General features: G+C 61.3%; 15 protein-coding genes and 2 pseudogenes. 10 read left to right on the top strand and 7 right to left on the bottom strand.

Going from position 1 to position 16,078, the window contains the following annotated elements; all coding sequences use genetic code 11:
- Positions 1 to 12 precede the first annotated feature (12 nt).
- The 3 genes from H7B90_RS25045 to H7B90_RS25035 are packed head-to-tail and all read right to left on the bottom strand — an operon-like array spanning position 13 to position 3,596.
- On the bottom strand, positions 13 to 822 hold the full coding sequence (locus tag H7B90_RS25045) for an energy-coupling factor transporter transmembrane component T family protein (protein ID WP_185138632.1): 810 nt from the start codon (positions 820 to 822) through the stop codon (positions 13 to 15).
- The gene (locus H7B90_RS25040; protein WP_221482156.1) at positions 797 to 2,722 is read right to left on the bottom strand and encodes an ABC transporter ATP-binding protein; all 1,926 of its coding nucleotides are present in this window, start codon (positions 2,720 to 2,722) and stop codon (positions 797 to 799) included. The genes H7B90_RS25045 and H7B90_RS25040 overlap by 26 nt, the downstream gene beginning before the upstream one ends.
- A complete protein-coding gene (locus tag H7B90_RS25035; protein ID WP_185138631.1) occupies positions 2,715 to 3,596 on the bottom strand; it encodes a DUF8171 family membrane protein in 882 nt (293 codons plus the stop codon). Before H7B90_RS25035 ends, H7B90_RS25040 begins: the two co-directional genes overlap by 8 nt.
- 197 nt (positions 3,597 to 3,793) lie before the next feature.
- Here H7B90_RS25035 and H7B90_RS25030 point away from each other — a divergent pair, with 197 nt between their 5' ends.
- Positions 3,794 to 4,636: a MurR/RpiR family transcriptional regulator gene (locus H7B90_RS25030; RefSeq protein ID WP_185138630.1), complete on the top strand. Its 843-nt coding sequence runs from the start codon at positions 3,794 to 3,796 to the stop codon at positions 4,634 to 4,636.
- Between the two features lie 8 nt (positions 4,637 to 4,644).
- Here the strand turns inward: H7B90_RS25030 and H7B90_RS25025 are convergent.
- The 4 genes and pseudogenes from H7B90_RS25025 to H7B90_RS25010 form a co-directional block, all read right to left on the bottom strand.
- Positions 4,645 to 5,055 (bottom strand): annotated as a pseudogene (locus H7B90_RS25025) (transposase family protein); the annotation flags it as partial.
- Between the two features lie 19 nt (positions 5,056 to 5,074).
- A complete protein-coding gene (locus H7B90_RS25020; protein WP_185138629.1) occupies positions 5,075 to 6,256 on the bottom strand; it encodes an MFS transporter in 1,182 nt (393 codons plus the stop codon).
- Positions 6,257 to 6,329: 73 nt separating this feature from the next.
- Positions 6,330 to 6,620 (bottom strand): ArsR/SmtB family transcription factor, encoded by a 291-nt coding sequence (locus H7B90_RS25015; protein ID WP_185138628.1) that lies wholly within the window; start codon positions 6,618 to 6,620, stop codon positions 6,330 to 6,332.
- Between the two features lie 66 nt (positions 6,621 to 6,686).
- Entirely contained in the window at positions 6,687 to 7,193 is a 507-nt protein-coding gene (locus H7B90_RS25010; protein WP_185138627.1) for a hypothetical protein, read from the bottom strand.
- 150 nt (positions 7,194 to 7,343) lie between these two features.
- Here H7B90_RS25010 and H7B90_RS25005 point away from each other — a divergent pair, with 150 nt between their 5' ends.
- The 9 genes and pseudogenes from H7B90_RS25005 to H7B90_RS24965 all read left to right on the top strand — a co-directional run bounded on the left by H7B90_RS25005 (position 7,344) and on the right by H7B90_RS24965 (position 16,042).
- The gene (locus tag H7B90_RS25005; RefSeq protein WP_185138626.1) at positions 7,344 to 8,042 is read left to right on the top strand and encodes a hypothetical protein; all 699 of its coding nucleotides are present in this window, start codon (positions 7,344 to 7,346) and stop codon (positions 8,040 to 8,042) included.
- Complete coding sequence (locus H7B90_RS25000; protein ID WP_185138625.1) at positions 8,035 to 9,375, top strand: oligosaccharide flippase family protein; 1,341 nt, start codon at positions 8,035 to 8,037, stop codon at positions 9,373 to 9,375. The genes H7B90_RS25005 and H7B90_RS25000 overlap by 8 nt, the downstream gene beginning before the upstream one ends.
- Entirely contained in the window at positions 9,372 to 10,577 is a 1,206-nt protein-coding gene (locus H7B90_RS24995; RefSeq protein WP_185138624.1) for a glycosyltransferase family 2 protein, read from the top strand. The genes H7B90_RS25000 and H7B90_RS24995 overlap by 4 nt, the downstream gene beginning before the upstream one ends.
- Entirely contained in the window at positions 10,574 to 11,482 is a 909-nt protein-coding gene (locus H7B90_RS24990; RefSeq protein WP_376701759.1) for a decaprenyl-phosphate phosphoribosyltransferase, read from the top strand. Before H7B90_RS24995 ends, H7B90_RS24990 begins: the two co-directional genes overlap by 4 nt.
- A 466-nt stretch (positions 11,483 to 11,948) precedes the next feature.
- Entirely contained in the window at positions 11,949 to 12,725 is a 777-nt protein-coding gene (locus H7B90_RS24985) for a pirin family protein (RefSeq protein ID WP_185138622.1), read from the top strand.
- 89 nt (positions 12,726 to 12,814) lie between these two features.
- Positions 12,815 to 12,961 (top strand): annotated as a pseudogene (locus H7B90_RS24980) (oxidoreductase); the annotation flags it as partial.
- Between the two features lie 155 nt (positions 12,962 to 13,116).
- Positions 13,117 to 13,917 carry a hypothetical protein gene (locus H7B90_RS24975; RefSeq protein ID WP_185138621.1) on the top strand — a complete coding sequence of 267 codons (801 nt, stop codon included), beginning with the start codon at positions 13,117 to 13,119 and terminating at the stop codon, positions 13,915 to 13,917.
- A 63-nt stretch (positions 13,918 to 13,980) separates the two neighbouring features.
- The gene (locus H7B90_RS24970; protein ID WP_185138620.1) at positions 13,981 to 14,592 is read left to right on the top strand and encodes a flavin reductase family protein; all 612 of its coding nucleotides are present in this window, start codon (positions 13,981 to 13,983) and stop codon (positions 14,590 to 14,592) included.
- 139 nt (positions 14,593 to 14,731) lie between these two features.
- On the top strand, positions 14,732 to 16,042 hold the full coding sequence (locus H7B90_RS24965) for a family 43 glycosylhydrolase (RefSeq protein ID WP_185138619.1): 1,311 nt from the start codon (positions 14,732 to 14,734) through the stop codon (positions 16,040 to 16,042).
- Positions 16,043 to 16,078 lie beyond the last annotated feature (36 nt).

The raw sequence follows: 16,078 nt of genomic DNA, 5'->3' as shown, positions 1-16,078 counted from the left end.
GTCTCTATATAATCAGCCGATCCAGAACAGCAGCGCGACGTATGCCGCCGTTCCGGACAGGAACGCGATATCCCGCGCGGCGACGCGCAGGTGGGACAGCTTCAGCTTCTTGGAAGCGGGATTGCGCATGCCGTAGGAGAAGCCGCGGGTCTCGAGAGCTTCCACCGTCGTCCGGGAGCGCTTGGCCGTGGCCAGCATGAGAGGGAAGAACGCCATCGTGAGCAGCTTCAAATAATAGGCGGCCATCCGCCAGTAGAGGAATCCGGGCCGCTCCGGCGACTGGCCCCGCAGCCGGTAGGAGAGCAGGACGTTGCGGAACTCCTCGAACAGGACCGGAAGAATGCGGTAGCCGTACGAGAGACTGAACGAGATCGAGGCCGGCAGCCCGAGCGCGAGCAGGCCGTCGCTGATCTTCTCGGGATCCATGCCGGAGAACACGGTGATGCTCGCGAGCGAGACGACGGACAGCTTCAAGGTCAGCTTCAGCAGCGGCAGCGCCGAGCCGACGTCCCCGCCGAAGAAGAGGGAGAGGACGAACAGCCATCCGACCTGCCCGATCAGTCCGAGGCACAGGACGACGATAACGAAGGGCGTCACCCGCGACAGGACGGTCGTGGCCGCCGTCAGCAGGAACAAGCCGGCCAGCACGACGAAGCTCGACAGGAACCAGGGCACGATGGCGAAGAACAGATACCAAAGGAGCAGGCAGCGGGGATCCAGCCTGGAGAGGGAGGCGTGCCCGCTGCCGTAGGCGGTGTTCATGAGCTCCAGTTGAATTCTCTCCAGCGAGATCCGGCTAAACCAATTGCGGACGAGCTGCATGGCTGTCGTTCTCCTTCCCGTGAGCGAGCATCCCGTAGATTCGCCCGGCCAGCTCGGCGGGCGAGGCGCAAGCCGGCTTCAATCCGAGCCTGGCCGATAAGTCCATGATCTGCGTCGGGGCCAGCCCCGCCCGGCGGATCAAGTCGGCGTCCGCGAAGACGTCGGCGGGAGCGCCGTCGCCCGCGACGACGCCTTCGTTCAGCACGACGACGCGGGTCGCCCACTGCCGGACGAGCTGCATGTCGTGCGTAGCGATGACGACGGTGCGAACGTGCGCTTCCAGCTCCTTCAGCGTGCCGATCAGCTCTTCGCGGGTCGCCAGATCGAGATTGGCCGTCGGTTCGTCCAGCAGGATGATCTCGGGACGGATCGCGGCCCCGATCGCGAGCGAGACGCGGCGCTGCTGGCCTCCGCTGAGAAGACGGGCGTCGCGGTCGCGCAGCGGCTCGAGCCGGAAGGCGCGCAGCATGCGCTCCGCCGTCTCCTCGGCCTGCGGGTACCGGCGGCGCTTCAGGCAATAGGCCACTTCCTTGTACACCGTGTCCTCGATGAACATGTCCTCCGGATTCTGGAACACGTAGGCGATCCGGGCGGAGATCCGCTCGACGGACAAGCCCTTCGCGTCCTCGCCCAGAACGCGGACGTCCCCGCCCGTCGGCCTCGCGATTCCGGCGATCAGCTTCAGCAGCGAGGACTTGCCCGCGCCGTTGTTGCCCACGAGCGCGATCCGTTCGCCTTCGTTCAGCGCGAGATCAAGGCCGCGCAGCACCTCGCGCTTCTCCTTGCGGACGGTGCGGTAGCTAAGCTCCGTTCGGCGGAACTCGATCGCCGGACTCGGATTCGAGGGCGGGGCCTCGCCGGCGGACGCCCCTCCCCCGGCCTCCTTCCCCGGCGAACCGGTCTCCGCGGCCCTCCGGCGCAGGATGGCCCCGAAGTAGGCTTCGGCGTCGTCGGCCGTGACGGGGTAGGACGAGGCGGCGGACGGCTTGCCCAGCAGCTCCGACAGCTTCGCCGCCGCTTGGGTCACCTCCGGCGGCTGGATGCCGAGGCGATCCAGATCGGCGAGCCGGTTCAGCGCCTCCGCGGCAGGGAGCTGCCACAGCACGCGGCCCTGCTCCATCAGGCACACTTCCTCGCAATAGTCCGCGATGAATTCCGTGTGGTGCTCGATGACGATGATCGTGATCCCATGCTGCCGGTTCAGCCGCCGCAGCACCTCGTACGCTTGGCGGGCGTGGCGGGGATCGAGCTGCGACACCGGCTCGTCGACGACGAGGACGTCCGGCTCCAGCGCCAGCGCGCCCGCCAAGGCGAGCAGATGCTTCTGGCCGCCGCTCAGCTCCCAGACGTAGCGGTCATGCAGATGCGAGATTCCGCACAGCTCCAGCGCGCGCTGTCCCATGGCCCGGTACTCGGGCAGCCCGTAATTGAGCGGGGCGAACACCGCTTCGTCGAGCACGGTCGGACGGACGAGCTGATTGTCGAAGTCCTGGTACACGTAGCCGACCTGGCGGGAGAGCTCGGCGACGCCGCGGCCTTCGGCCGGCCTGCCGCACACCTCCACCGATCCGGAGAATTCTCCCGAATAATAGTGGGGGATAAGCCCGTTGAACAGCTTGCAGAGGGTGGACTTGCCGCAGCCGTTCCCGCCGGCGATCGCGGCGAAGCTCCCCTTCCGGATCGCGAGGGACGCTTCGCGGAGTACCGGCTGCTCCGAGCCCGGGTAAGCGAAGGTGACGTTCGAGACGCGAACGGCGAATTCGCCGGCGGACGGGGCTGCGGAAGCGGCGAGCGATGACGCTGAAGACGGTGAAGATAATGAAAACTGTGAAGATAATGAAGACGGTGAAGATGAAGAAGACGATAGGGCCGGCGAAGACGGGGAGATCGGCTTAGACATAAGGCGACTCTCCCGGCGCTTCGGCTTGCGGCCCGCGGTTCTTCCTCATCCGGAAGAAGGCGAGCACGACGAGGGCGACGAGAGCGGCCGCAGCGATGCTGATCCAGATCGCGCCGGTGCCGAAGCGGTCCTCGAAGCCGCTGTCCCATTCGGCGAAGTTCCAGTCCGTCTTCGACAGGGCGGCCGCGCCGAACGAGACGACGGCGAGGAGAATGCCCGTCGCGACGATCTTGGCCGACACGCCGCCAGCTTCGTAGGCGGCTTTGCCGCGAGGCCGGATGCCGAGCAGCGGCTCGATTTTCCCATACAGTCTCGGTACGAGATAAGCCGTCGGCAGCAGGGCGAACAGAATGCCGGAGAACAGCACGTCGTTCAGGAAGCTGAAGCCTTCCACGACGACGACGCTCTCCGCCAGTCCCGGGATCGTGTCGAAGTCGTCGACGCCGACCCATACCTTGCCGATGTCGATCAGCGAGCTGCACGCCTGATGGATGATGACGCCGGCGATGGCCGCGACGCCGACCTGGACGCGGTTCAGCGGATCGCGCACCATGCGGCCGGCGACGTACATCGCGAACGAGAACGTCAGGAACTTCTCCAGCTCGCCGAGTCCGCCGAATTGGCCCAGCATCAGCTCGCCGAAGATGACTTCGCCGAGAGCGGCTCCCACGGCGGCGTGCAGAGGGGAGAACAGCATGCACAGGGTGAGGGGGATGAAGGCGAAGTACTCGACGGACAGCTCGACGGGCCCGATCCGGAACTCCGGGATGAGCTCGGTGAACATGTTGGACAAGCCGTACAAGGACATCGACAGGACGAAAATCATCATTTTCTGCGAAGAGGTCAGGGTGATTGCTCGCGAATGGCTAGCCATGGCGTTGGCCTCCTTGATAAGGGATTTGCCCTCATTGTAGGAGGCGATTATTAAAACCAGCGAGGCAATGTGTCAACGGAATGTAATATTTTTTACATTCGATTAATCATGAAAGAAAATTTACATAACAATCATGAGGTAGGATGGAGACGGAATCGAATTCGAGAAAAGCGTCTATGTAAAGGAGAGCGACCCGCATGATGAGCCTGTTCGCCGACAAATCGGGATTCTCGCCCAGCCAGCTGAAAATCGCGGATTTCATCGAACGATACCCCGAAGAGATGCTGTTCATGACGGATCAGGAGATCGCCGACCGGCTCGGCACGAGCATCGCGACCGTCTCCCGATTCTGGCGCTTCGCCGGGTACGACAACGCCAAGGCGTTCAAGCAGAAGCTCCGCGATCCCTCGCACCCGACGCCCGCCGTGAAGCTGGCCGAGACGATCTCCCGGATGGATCCGGGCAGCCTGCCGCTTCGGATGCTGGAGCAGGCGATCCGCCATCTGCAGGATACGGCGGACAAGATTCATCCGGACGAGCTGGAGCAGGCGGCCGGTCTGATGGCGGGCGCCCGCCGGGTATACGTCTACGCGCCGGGGCCTTCGCTGTCGCTGGGCCATCTCCTGTCGTACCGCCTGTCGCGGTTCGGCCTGTCGATCCGGATCATGGCGGGGAGCGGCCACGAGCTGCTCGAATCGCTGGCGAACGTGACGCGGGAGGACGCCGTGCTCGTCTTCAGCTTCGCCCGGATGCTGCCGGAGACGGAGGTCATCCTGGACTGCGCCGGCCGGGTCGGCTGCCCCGTCATCCTGGTGGCGGATCGGGAGGACTTCCGGTTCGGCACGTCGGCGCAGGTCTCGTTCTACGTCAGCCGGGGCGACATGGGCGAATTCCATTCGATGATGACGCCGCTGCTGCTGGTGGAGCAGCTCATCCTGAGCATCGGAATGCGCAACAAGGAAGAGGTGCTGGAGCGGCTCGGCTACCTGGGCGAATTGCGATCCCGGTATGCCGACAAGCTGCCGCGGGGCAAGGCTTGAGCGGATGATAGACGATTTAGGTAATCTCGATAAATGTTGCGTATCGTTTTCTCATGCAATCCAACTTCCTCGGATAGGCTGACGAACGTGCGGGTAAGGCTTTGCTTCTCGATATAAGACAACAAACGCTTGGTGCAATTCCGCTTCTCGTCCAGGGTGTGGTCCAGGTGCTCCCAGAAGGTTCGATGGCAGTCTCTGCAGCGATATCTCCGCCGCTTGATAAGAAGCCCTACGCGCTTGCCGCGAATCGGCAAGTCCATGCAGATCTGTTCCCTGCTGGCGTGCTTGTAAAGGTTGGCTCTGCATCCGCAATGAGGACAAGACAAAGGCGGAGAGTTCGGCGCCACTTGGATGAGAAACTCGAATTCATTCTCGCGAATACTTAGGACGTTGAATTTCGGAAGATTTAGACTATCCATCTGAGATTCTTCCATGGATTTAGGCTGCGGTCTCCTTCTTTGTTCTCGCATCGCCGGCCAAAATACCGCTGAATATAAACAAGAACAGCGAGCCGGCAAAGCAAATAGCGGCAAACAAGCCAACGGCGGAAAAACCGTTAAAAGACGCGTAAATCAGACCCGCGATCCAAGAACCGAGCGTTGTCGCGGCGTACATGATCGAATTGGCCAAGCTGGAGATCGTGCCGCGAATGGCCGGGTTTAAAGAAGTCAGCAGTCCCAAGATTAGCGGAAAAGCGATCCCCATGGTAACGAATATGAAAAAATAAACGCTTTCGAAAGCCGCAACCGATGGCAAGTGGGGCAAAACGATAAAACAGGCAATAGAGACAAGGAAGCCCGCAGCCAGCGTGTTGAAACGGTTCCATTTTTTGATCGCATAGGCACCGCCGAGGCTCCCGACTATATTCCCGAGACCGAGAAAAAACATCGCATATCCCGCTTGGTCGATCGACAGGTCAAAGCGATCCGTCACCCATTTGCCGATGAAAGAGAAGGAGGCAAAGAATCCGCATTGAAACAGGAAATGAGCGAAGAAAGCTCTTCTCGCCATGGGGCTCTTCATTAGCGGAATGTATCTGCCGAAAATAGGAGATTTGGTTATTTGGCCTTGATCCGGCTTCATCTCGGGCAAGGCATAGTAGATGAATAGGGCCACGAATAACGCGGCTGCTCCGATTGCAAAGAAAGAATAAGACCAATGGATGGAGGCGAGCAGACTTCCGATAGGGATGCCGAACGCTTGGGAAGAAGCCACGCCGGCCATGACGATTCCGGATACTTTGGCGATCTTCGGCGTCGGGATCAGGGCGGGGATGGAGGCCCAGACTTGTGGAGCCGTAAATGCCGCGCTGACTCCGGCCAACCAACGGAATAAGAACATCGTCCAAAAATCGGCGGCAAAGCCGCATAACAGGGTTGAAACCGCGAAGGCTGTCATGCCGTAAAGCATGACCTTCTTGCGATCCCAACCATCGGATAGCGGTCCGGCAATCAGCGCGAACAGGGCATAACCTAAAGCGTAGGCTCCGACCATCCAACCGGCAGCTTCGGTCGGGATATCGAACAATTGCTGAAGCGTGGGGATGAGCGGAGAGATCAAGAAAGTATCCGTGCCGATGACGAACATGACGAGGAAAAATAAGATCGTTAATCTGAACATGGGACCCGTCCTTTTCATTCTTGTTCTAAAGTTCAATAACATTTGAACTAATGAAGAAAAAAGAGATTTCCTTCTACAGCGTATCCAGAAATCCAGGCAAATAAGTTTGAAAAGTCTCCAAATCTAGACTCGTATATTTGATTTGGGCATCTTTGCGTACGTTGATTAATTTCGCCTCCTTCAAAGTGCGCAAGTGATACGAAGTATTCGATTTGGAAGTATCGCGAATGTTGCCTACTTCTCCGCAATTCATTTCCTTCTTGCCGGCGTATAGAGCCCGTATGATGTCCAATCTGGTTTCATCGGCTAGCGCCTTGAAGATTTTGACTCTGAGCTCATCGCTTGTTATTTTTGGAGTAGTCATAAAACTATTGTACTAAGACGGCGTTGCAAATCAAGTCTCTAGAACAATTCCACCACATTCTCCGATTTAGTCGGGCCGCGGCTGCAGCTTATACTCGCTCCAGGTCGAATACCCGTCGATATTGTCCGCCGAAGTGTCCGACGCGTCGAACGTCTTGTAGTAGCTCGCCCCGTACTTCCGATAAGGCTCGTCCCGGGATTCGTCGTACAGGACGAGAATCACCTCGGAGATGCGGTCGTTCCACTTCACCGACTTGGCGATCTCGTCCATCGCCTCGACCGTCGCGAAGTCCTTCGCCCGCGCCAGCACGGCATCGATCGTCTCCTCGCCGGGGCTGTCCGTCTCCGTCTTCACGTAGATCGTCAATTCCGGCCGCGCAAAAGAAAAGTCGACCTTGCGGACCGCCTCCACCTCGGCCAGCCGCTTCGAGAGCGCCTCGGCAGCCGGCGTCCGGACGGAGTGCCGGACGCTGCAGCCCGACGCGGCGAGGACTGCCGCCAGCAGAAGAAGAAGTACGAGGCCGAAGCGGAGCCTCCGTACATATTCTCCTTTTCCGCGAAATCTTGGGTTCATGCGGTCATCTCCTCCAAATCCGAATGACAAACGAACATTTCCCCTTAAATATACACGAATGGCCGGTCTGGAAGAAGAATGGGAATGAGGGGTCAGGCATAATCTGATGAGGTGTTCTTAAAGTTATTCTAAAATTTAGGAGGGACTTGGATGGAGTTGATTCGCAAACGGTTGTGGCTCTGGTTCTTGCTGCTCGGGATCGTCGGCTTCCTGTACGTCTGGCTGGCCATTCCCCGGGAGCCGGAGATCGAGAAGCTGTGGCATCTGTACGTCAAGCTCGCCAGCTACGGCTGCATTCTCGGCTGCATCGCTTTCTTCCCTAACAAGCTGAAGCACGGTCATTTGTTAGTGTATTTGCCTTTCCTTGTTTTCCTCGGTTATCTCATCCCCCGCGTCAGCTTCTTCGGCGTCACCGGCAACGTTATCGTCACGAACTTCGAATCGGTCGGGGAATGGTACACGCTGCTCTACCTGCTGGTCGTGCAGATGATCAACTTCTCCGTCTCCTTCGCTTACCGGATGGGAGGGGGGACGCCGGGCCGGACGATCAAGATCTCGCTGCTGGCGACGATCACGCTGTTCTCCGGCTTCCTCGATCTGGCGTTCTACACGATCAATCCGGTCGAGATTCCCGAAGGCGGGCTCATCTACGCGCATCATATCATCGTGTTCCTCGGCCATGCCCCTTCGTACGACCAGACGATCTGGTTCGCTCTCTGCCACATTCCTCTCTTCCTGCTCGTCCTGTTCGCCCCGTTCGACAAGTGGTTCGAGCGCATCTCGCGGCGGGTGCAGGACCGTCATCGGCGGAAAACCGACGCGATGGCGACGATCGCGAACCGTGGATGAGAACGGCGCGTCCGCGACCGGCCTCATCGGGCGACTGACCGCCGCCGCGGGGAAGGGCGCGATGGGGGCGAGAAGCCCCGGAATCGCTCGGTTCCTCCGGAACATCGGCGTCACCTTCGTGTTCAAAGCCGGTTCCCTGCTGCTCACGCTGGTCGTCTACGTTCTGTGCGCCCGCGAGCTCGGAGCCGCCGTCTGGGGGCAAGCCGCCCTGATCGTCAGCGCGGCCAATCTCGTCGTCATTCCGCTCACGTTCGGGCTGTACAACGGAGTCGTCCGCTTCGTCCCCGCCTCGACCGAGGAGGAGAGCCGCGAATGGATGGGAACGGCGCTCGCCGCCAACCTGATCCTCTCGTCCGCGCTCGCCGTCCTGCTCGGCCTCTCGGGACCGATAGTCGAGCGGCTGATCGGGTTCCCCGTCTCTTCCTGGCTTCCGGCGATCGCCATCGCGATGAGCGTCAACCTGTACATTCTGACCGAATCGTTCCTGCGCGGTCGGCAGCGATTTTACCGATTGGGCCTCTACAAGCTGCTAGGCTCCTTCGTCTTCCTGGCGGGAGCGCTGCTCGGCCTGTACGGGCTCGGAGCCAAGTCGATGTACAGCTACTTGATTCCTCTGGCCGGCCAGAACCTGGTCTTCTTCGCCGCCGTTCTGCTCGGAGGCGGACTGGGCCATCTGCGCGCGACGATGAGGACGCTGCGGCGGCTGTTCCTGTTCGGCTTCTTCATGATGCTGTCCTGGCTGATCTCCGCGCTTCTGTTCACGAGCGACCTGTTCTTCGTGGCGCGATTCGTCCCGGACGATACGCTCGGCGTCTATTCCGTCTACCAGAACACGATCCGCGGGCTGTGCACCGTGCTGTTCCACGACGTGTTCGCCGTCGTGTTCGTGCCGATGATCGCTTCGCTCGACAAGCGCCGGATCGACCGGATTCTCGCTCGCTATTCGATTCCGATCGCCGCATGCATCGCCCTTGCGGCCGCCGCGATGACGACCGCGCTCGTGCTGCTGTACGGCGAGGCTTACCCGCTCGATTGGCGCTACGTCGGACTCACTTCGTGCGGAATCGCCTTGAACATGCTGTACTTGCTGTACACTTCGGTGCTCGCGCTGGAAGGGGCCAAGGCGGCGCGGCTGACGTTCCTGGCCTTGCTCGTTCCGATGCCGGCGCTGCTGCTCATGCAATACCTGCTGGCCAGGCAGTGGGGGATGACCGGCGGCATGGTCTCGGTCGTCGCGCTGAACGCCTGCCTGCTAATCGCCTACCGGCTGGCGATCCGATGGTTCTATCGGCTGCCGTCGGCCGAGGAGAAGGGAGCGCTGTCTCATCGATGAAGTACTCCTTCGTCATTCCGACGTACAATAACAAGTCGCTGCTCCGCAATACCCTCGAATCCCTCAACTGCCAGATCGGCTTCGAGCAAGGCGGCTACGAGGCGATCGTCGTCGACGACGGCTCGGACGACGACACGCTTGGCGCCATCCGGGACATTCCTCGAACGTACGAATTCCGGTATGTCTATCTGGAGCGATCCGCCGATTCGTGCCGGGCGCGCGTACGCAACATCGGATGGAGGGAGGCGCGGGGGCGCTTTATCGTTTTTCTCGATTCCGACATGATCGTGAACCGCGACTATCTTCGAGAGCTCGACCGTTATCTGGATCGGGATCCGGAGCTGCTCGTCGTCTCCTTCCGCTACATGCTGCAGGAACCGGTCGCGTACGAGGACGTCCGGTCGGGCCGTCTGTTCGAGAGAGACTTCACGGAGTTCCGCTCCATCCGCTTCATGGAAGCCCGCCACTTCGACTGCCAGGTGCACTCGTTCAATCTGTCGGCCCTTCGTCATCCATGGCATTGCGTGCATTCGTGCAACATGGCGCTGTCCAAGGAGAAGCTGGAGGCGCTGGGCGGGTTCGAGGAACGCTTCAAGGGCTGGGGCTTGGAGGACACCGATCTCGGCTACCGGAGCCACCGGCTCGGAATCCGGACGGCGCTTCATCTGGGAGCCGAAGCTCTGCACCAGTATCATGGCGAGGTGTTCGGCGACGCGAGAACGTTGAAGAAGATGATCGAGTGGGACCGGAACATTACGCTGATGTACAAGATCCGCCCCGACCTTCGCCGGGAGCTGCCCCGTTGGCGCATCAATGCGGCTTACTTCACCCGGCGGGTTCCGCAGCTGCTCATGAGGCGGGAACGGAAGCGGACCGAGCATCGGTTCGTCGTTCGGCGGGAGGAGGAGATTCCGGCGTTGAAGGAGCGGATCGCGGCCTTATCGGCGGAGCCCGGGAACCTGATCGTCGTCCGGGACGAACTGGAATCGGCGGACTTCCATCTCTGGGTTCAGCGGCTGGGCTTCACGCCGGGCGAGATCCGTTATTTTCCGAATTCCTATACGCTCGACCGCCGGGAGATCCGACGTTACTTCGGGGAGGTCTTCACGTGGCGCAAAAAAATCGTCATTCTGTACCGAAGCCTGCGGCTGCTCGGCCGCAAATTCGCCCGGTCCCTGCATCCGGCCAAGGAGGCGGGATGAGAATGGAAGCGGGCGAGGAACCCCTCCGGCTGCCGAAGAGCCCGGCACCGCCCGGAGAGACGCTGCGGCTGCTGTTCCTTCAGCTTCGGCCCCGCCAGTGGACCAAGAACCTGCTCGTGTTCGCGGCGCTCGCGTTCTCGGCGGACCGGATGAGCCTGGAGAGCGCGGCGGCGATCCTGACCGCGTTCCTGCTGTTCTGCTTCGTGTCGGGCTGCGTCTACATTCTGAACGATTACGTGGACCGGGAAGCCGATCGCCAGCACCCGGACAAGGCGAGGCGCCCAATGGCTTCGGGAAGGCTGAAGCCCGCGCTCGCGCTGTCGTTCGGCGGCGTCCTGCTGGCCGGCTCCCTGCTCGCGGGATGGTACCAGAACCGGCTGTTCGGGCTGCTGCTGCTCGCTTACTTCGCGATGAACGTGCTCTATTCGCTAAGGCTGAAGCACATCGTCATCCTGGACATCATGGTTATCGCGGCCGGCTTCGCCATGCGGGCGGTGGGCGGCGGACTCGCCATCCGGGCGGGCTTCACCTCGTGGTTCCTGCTGTGCGTGTTCTTCCTGTCGCTGTTCCTCGCGATCGGCAAGCGCAGGCACGAGCTGCTGCTGCTGGAGCACAACAAGGGCTTGCACCGGAAGGTGCTGATGAATTACTCGGAGCCGCTGCTCAATCAGCTGTCCAGCGTCGTGACGGCGATGACGATCGTGAGCTACTCGCTCTACACGTTCCGGGACGGCCAATCCGCCCCCCTCATGTGGACCATTCCGTGCGTCATTTACGGCCTGTTCCGCTACCTGTACCTGATTCACGTTCTGGGCAAGGGAGGCAAGCCGGAATCGCTCCTTTACGAGGACAGAGGCATCCTGGCGTGCGTGCTGGTGTTCGGTGCCGCCGTCGTTCTCATCTAGGCGTCGAATCGCCGAATGGAGGGCCGAATGAGGGCTTGATGGAGAGACGGAGAGATGGAGAGATGAAGAGATGGAGAGGGTCCATGGCGAAGCGTTTCGTTCGGCCTGGATGTAAAACGTTTTCCGTATCGGCATGAAGGTAAACGCGAGAGACCCCGGCATACAAGGCCAGGGTCTCTCGCCGTTACGGCAATTGCCGGCAATGGGAGTCGATGGTCTCCGCGAGTTGCTGAAGTTTTGCATGCGGATTCTGCATGGTTCGAGCTATATGAGGATATGGACTTGAACATGCGGCACAGATTCCGAATGTGAATGGGGCCAATGCAGAAATACGTGAAGTTCCCGTTGACAAAGATGTAATCATGGTATATATTTATCTCAAATTAAAGATAATAAATTTCGAGATAACAGGCGGGCGCTGCCATTAAACGGCGACAGATCCGCTTCCTAAAGGAGAGTGTTCCGCATGCAAGCCATGGTATACACCCCCGCGATGCAGGGGGCGGGCGAGTTCGACGGCGGGAAGATCAAGGAGCGCAAGCCGATCGGGTTCTCCGGCGAAGGCTCGGTGATCAAGCGGGTGGGCCCGCTGTTCTATTGGGCTTGGGCTTCGGCGAGCGAGGAGGCCCATATCGGCCTGCACCCCCATCAGGCGTTCGAGATTATGACCTACGTGCTCGAAGGTCATTCCCATCACGGCGATACGCTCGGGACGTCCAGCACGGTAGGCGCCGGAGGGGCGCAAGTGATGCAGACCGGCTCGGGAGTCAGCCATCAAGAGCATCTGAGCGCCGGGACGGAGATGTTCCAGATCTGGTTCGAGCCCGAGTATCTGGAAGCGGTGAAGCGGCAGCCGACTTACCGGCAATACGAGCACGAGGATTTCCCGGAAGCCGTCGACGAGGCGGGCAATCGCGTCAAGACGGTGATCGGAGACGGCGCTCCCGTCGAGCTGGTCGCGGACGTGCGGATGTGGGACGTCGAGATTCCGGCCGGCGCCGTCTATCGGCATCCGGTCGCGAACGGAGATGCGCTGACGGCGGTAGCCGTGCAAGGGCGGGGAACGTGGGGCGAAGCCGGTTCCGGGATGCCTTCGGCCGCTTTCCGCCAGAAGGACTTCATCGTCGCTACCGCCATATCGGATTCGGAAGCGGAGATCGCGAACGCCGGCGAAGACCCGTTGCGCCTCGTCTTGATCCAGGTTCCGACCGCTCCGGGATACCCGCTCGTTCGGAAGAGGTAAAATTCGGAGGTATCGCCTCCGGCGCAGCTCGTATAGAATTCACGCGCTGCATATCTTAATTTTAAGATTTGTACCCTGATAAAATGCTGGCCGGATTGGCGGAGCTGCTCGGCGGCGCCTGGTTCGCGGTCGGGCTGTTCACGCCGCTGGCCGCCGTGCTGATCGCGGCGGCGGTCGGCATCGCCCTGTCCGGCGCGGGCGATTATTCGCTGGACGCTCTGCTCGGGATTTTCTGAAGCGGATATTGAATCGGCCGGTCTATCTCCGCCATTGCCGGTCGTCTCTCTCTCGATGAGCATCCTTCGGCAAAATAAGCGGAAGCCCGAACGCTTGTCCGCCGCAAAAAGTGGTAAACTGGTGCTATATGAGGATAGAAAGGCGGAATCGTACCATGGCGTATTCGTTCGTCATCGAACCTCCTCCGCTCTTTATCGAATTCGATAACGAGACGGAGCAGCTGGAGAAGTGCAAGGAATGGGGCCTGCTGTCGGAGAAGGCGACCAAGACCAAGACGTTCTACTACAAGGGCAACGGCCTGAACGAGCCCTGCCGCATTATCGGGTACGTCGACCGGATGACCGCCGTCATCGAATTCGACAACAAGCGGCAGCACTGCATCCATCCTTCCTATCTGAAGGAGATGCAGGCTTCGACTTACGGGCAGAGATACGGGGCCCGGGCGGATTCCGAGGAGGAAGCGGCGGCTCCGGACGAAGCCGAAGTCGCGGCGCCGGTCCCGGCGGACGAGGAGACTCCGGCGGCGGCGGTCGTCCCGGACGAGGAGCCCGCGGCGGCGCCCGAGCCGGCGGAGGCGAAGCCGGAAGCCGAGCCCAAGCCGAAGGCGGCGGAACCGGAGAAGCCCAAGGCCGCGAAGGGCAAGTCCAAGAAGATCGAGCTCCCGGAGGAAAAGGTGAAGATGACCGCGACCGTCAAAGAGTTCACGACGGTGCCGAACCACTTCTCCGACAACGACGACGAGGTCGTCATCTACGAAGCGGCGACTATCCTGGAGCCGGAGCCGATCGAGCTCGGCGACGCCTGGTCCAGCTACAGCGCCACCTTGAAGAAGCTGGAGCTGGCCGTCGGGGACGCGATCGCGTTCGAAGCGAAGGTCATCGCCAAGAAGCTGACGAAGCATCCGGTGCCCTACAAGATCAACAACCCCTCCAAGATCCAGAAGGCGGAAGCGTAACCCGCGGCCCGCGAATCGTTAAGTTCGAACCGGACAGAGTCGGAAAAAAATGGAGGGGCAGACATGGCCGTTATCGATCCATCGAACCAGAGCGAGAGTGACAACTACAAGCTGCTGATCGGAAGCATTCTGCCGCGGCCGATCGCGCTCGTGACGACCCTGTCCGAGGAAGGCGTCGTGAACGCGGCTCCGTTCAGCTACTTCAACATCGTCTGTTCGAATCCTCCGATGATCTCGGTGGCGGTGCAGCGCAAGAACGGCGTTCCGAAGGACACCTCGCGCAACGCGATGTCGGCGGGAAGCTTCGTCGTTCACATCGCCGACGAGTCGAACGTCGGGGCGGCGAACGAGGCCGCGGCGCCCCTACCTCCCGACGAGAGCGAGCTTCCGGCAGCCGGGTTGACGCAGGTGCCGAGCGAGAAGATTCCCGTGCCCGGCGTCGCGGAGGCCAAGGTGCGAATGGAATGCGTGCTGGAGCGAAGCCTTCCGCTCGGAGGAACGGAGGGGACGCCGCAATGCGATCTGCTGATCGGCCGGGTCGTCTGCTTCCACGTCGCGGACGAGCTGCTGCACAACGGCCGAATCGACGCCTTGAAGCTGCGGCCGGTCAGCCGGCTCGCCGGCAACAACTACGCGAAGCTCGGCGAGATCTTCACGCTCGACCGGCCGGAGTAGACGAAGTTATCGATTCGCCTGGATTGTTTAATATCGCCTCATGGCAGCCTCTTGGCCGGTCGGGGTATGCTTGAAGCGGGCGGAGCTGGCGCGCCGCCGCTCTGCATCTCGATTCAAGGAGCACAGGAGGAACTTGGCGATGAGCGATCCGGGCATCCCCGCCGGCAAGCGGAAGACGGCTTCCGGCAACCCCGTTATGACTTCGATTTATACGGCCGACCCGTCCGCCCATGTATGGGAAGACGGGAAGGTCTACGTGTACGCCTCCCACGACATGGACCCGGCCCGCGGCTGCGACTTGATGGACCGGTACCACGTGTTCTCTTCAACCGACATGGTGCATTGGACGGACGAAGGAGAGATCCTTCGCTCGGACGACGTGGCATGGGGCCGGCCGGAGGGCGGCTTCATGTGGGCGCCCGACTGCGCGTACAAGAACGGCACCTACTACTTCTATTATCCGCATCCGAGCGGCTCCGATTGGAACGACACGTGGAAGATCGGGGTCGCGACGAGCGACAAGCCCGCTTCCGGCTTCGTCGACCGGGGCTACATCGAGGGGCTCGGCGGCTTCGCGATGATCGACCCGTGCGTGTTCGTCGACGACGACGGACGAGCCTACATGTACTACGGAGGAGGCGGCCGCTGCGAAGGCGGCGAGCTCGGCGAGGACATGATGTCGATCAAGGGCGCCATGCGGGAGATGGAAGGTCTCGAGGACTTCCACGAAGCGGCCTGGGTGTTCAAGCGGAACGGCCTCTACTACTTGACCTACGCGGACAACCTCGAAGAGAACAACCGGATGAGGTACGCGACCGGCGAGCATCCGCTCGGCCCGTGGACGTACCGGGGCATCTTCCTCGAGCCGACCGGCTGCTCGACGACCCACGGCTCCGTCGCGGAATTCAGAGGGCAATGGTATCTGTTCTACCATAACCAGGCGATCTCGGATCAAGGCAACCTGCGAAGCGTGTGCATCGATTACCTGGACTTCGAGGAGGACGGCTCGATCCGGACCGTCGTCCAGACGAAGGAGGGCGTGAGACCGGTCGGATCGCCCCCGGAACCGGACCTCGGCGAGAGGACGTATCCGGCTTCGGAAGCGGAGGTCGGCGGCGGCGCGGAGGTCGACGAGACCGGCATCGCCGGCCGGCTGTCCGGGGCGGGCGCGTATTGCCGGTTCGGCCGGGTAGACGGCGGAGCGGGCGGACGGGCGGCGATCGCCGTGCGCTACGCGACGGCGGAACGCCTCGCCAAGCTTCGGCTTATCGTCAACGGCCGCGATTATTCGCTGCTGAACGCGCTCTCGACCGGAAGCGCTTCCGCCTTCGAAGGCTGGACGACGCTGACGGTGCCCCTGCGCCCGGGAGAGACGAACGCGATCCGGCTCGAGGGCGGGCATGGGGACGTTCGCGTGGAGAGCCTCGTCGTCCGTCCGCTCGGGGACTGACAAGGAAGCATGGGGATGCTTGCGGCATTCCCATGT

The sequence above is a fragment of the Cohnella xylanilytica genome, assembly GCF_014212175.1.
GTDB lineage: Bacteria > Bacillota > Bacilli > Paenibacillales > Paenibacillaceae > Cohnella > Cohnella xylanilytica.
The sequence above is the reverse complement of the archived record's forward strand: the minus strand, read 5'-3'. Positions and strand labels throughout refer to the sequence as shown.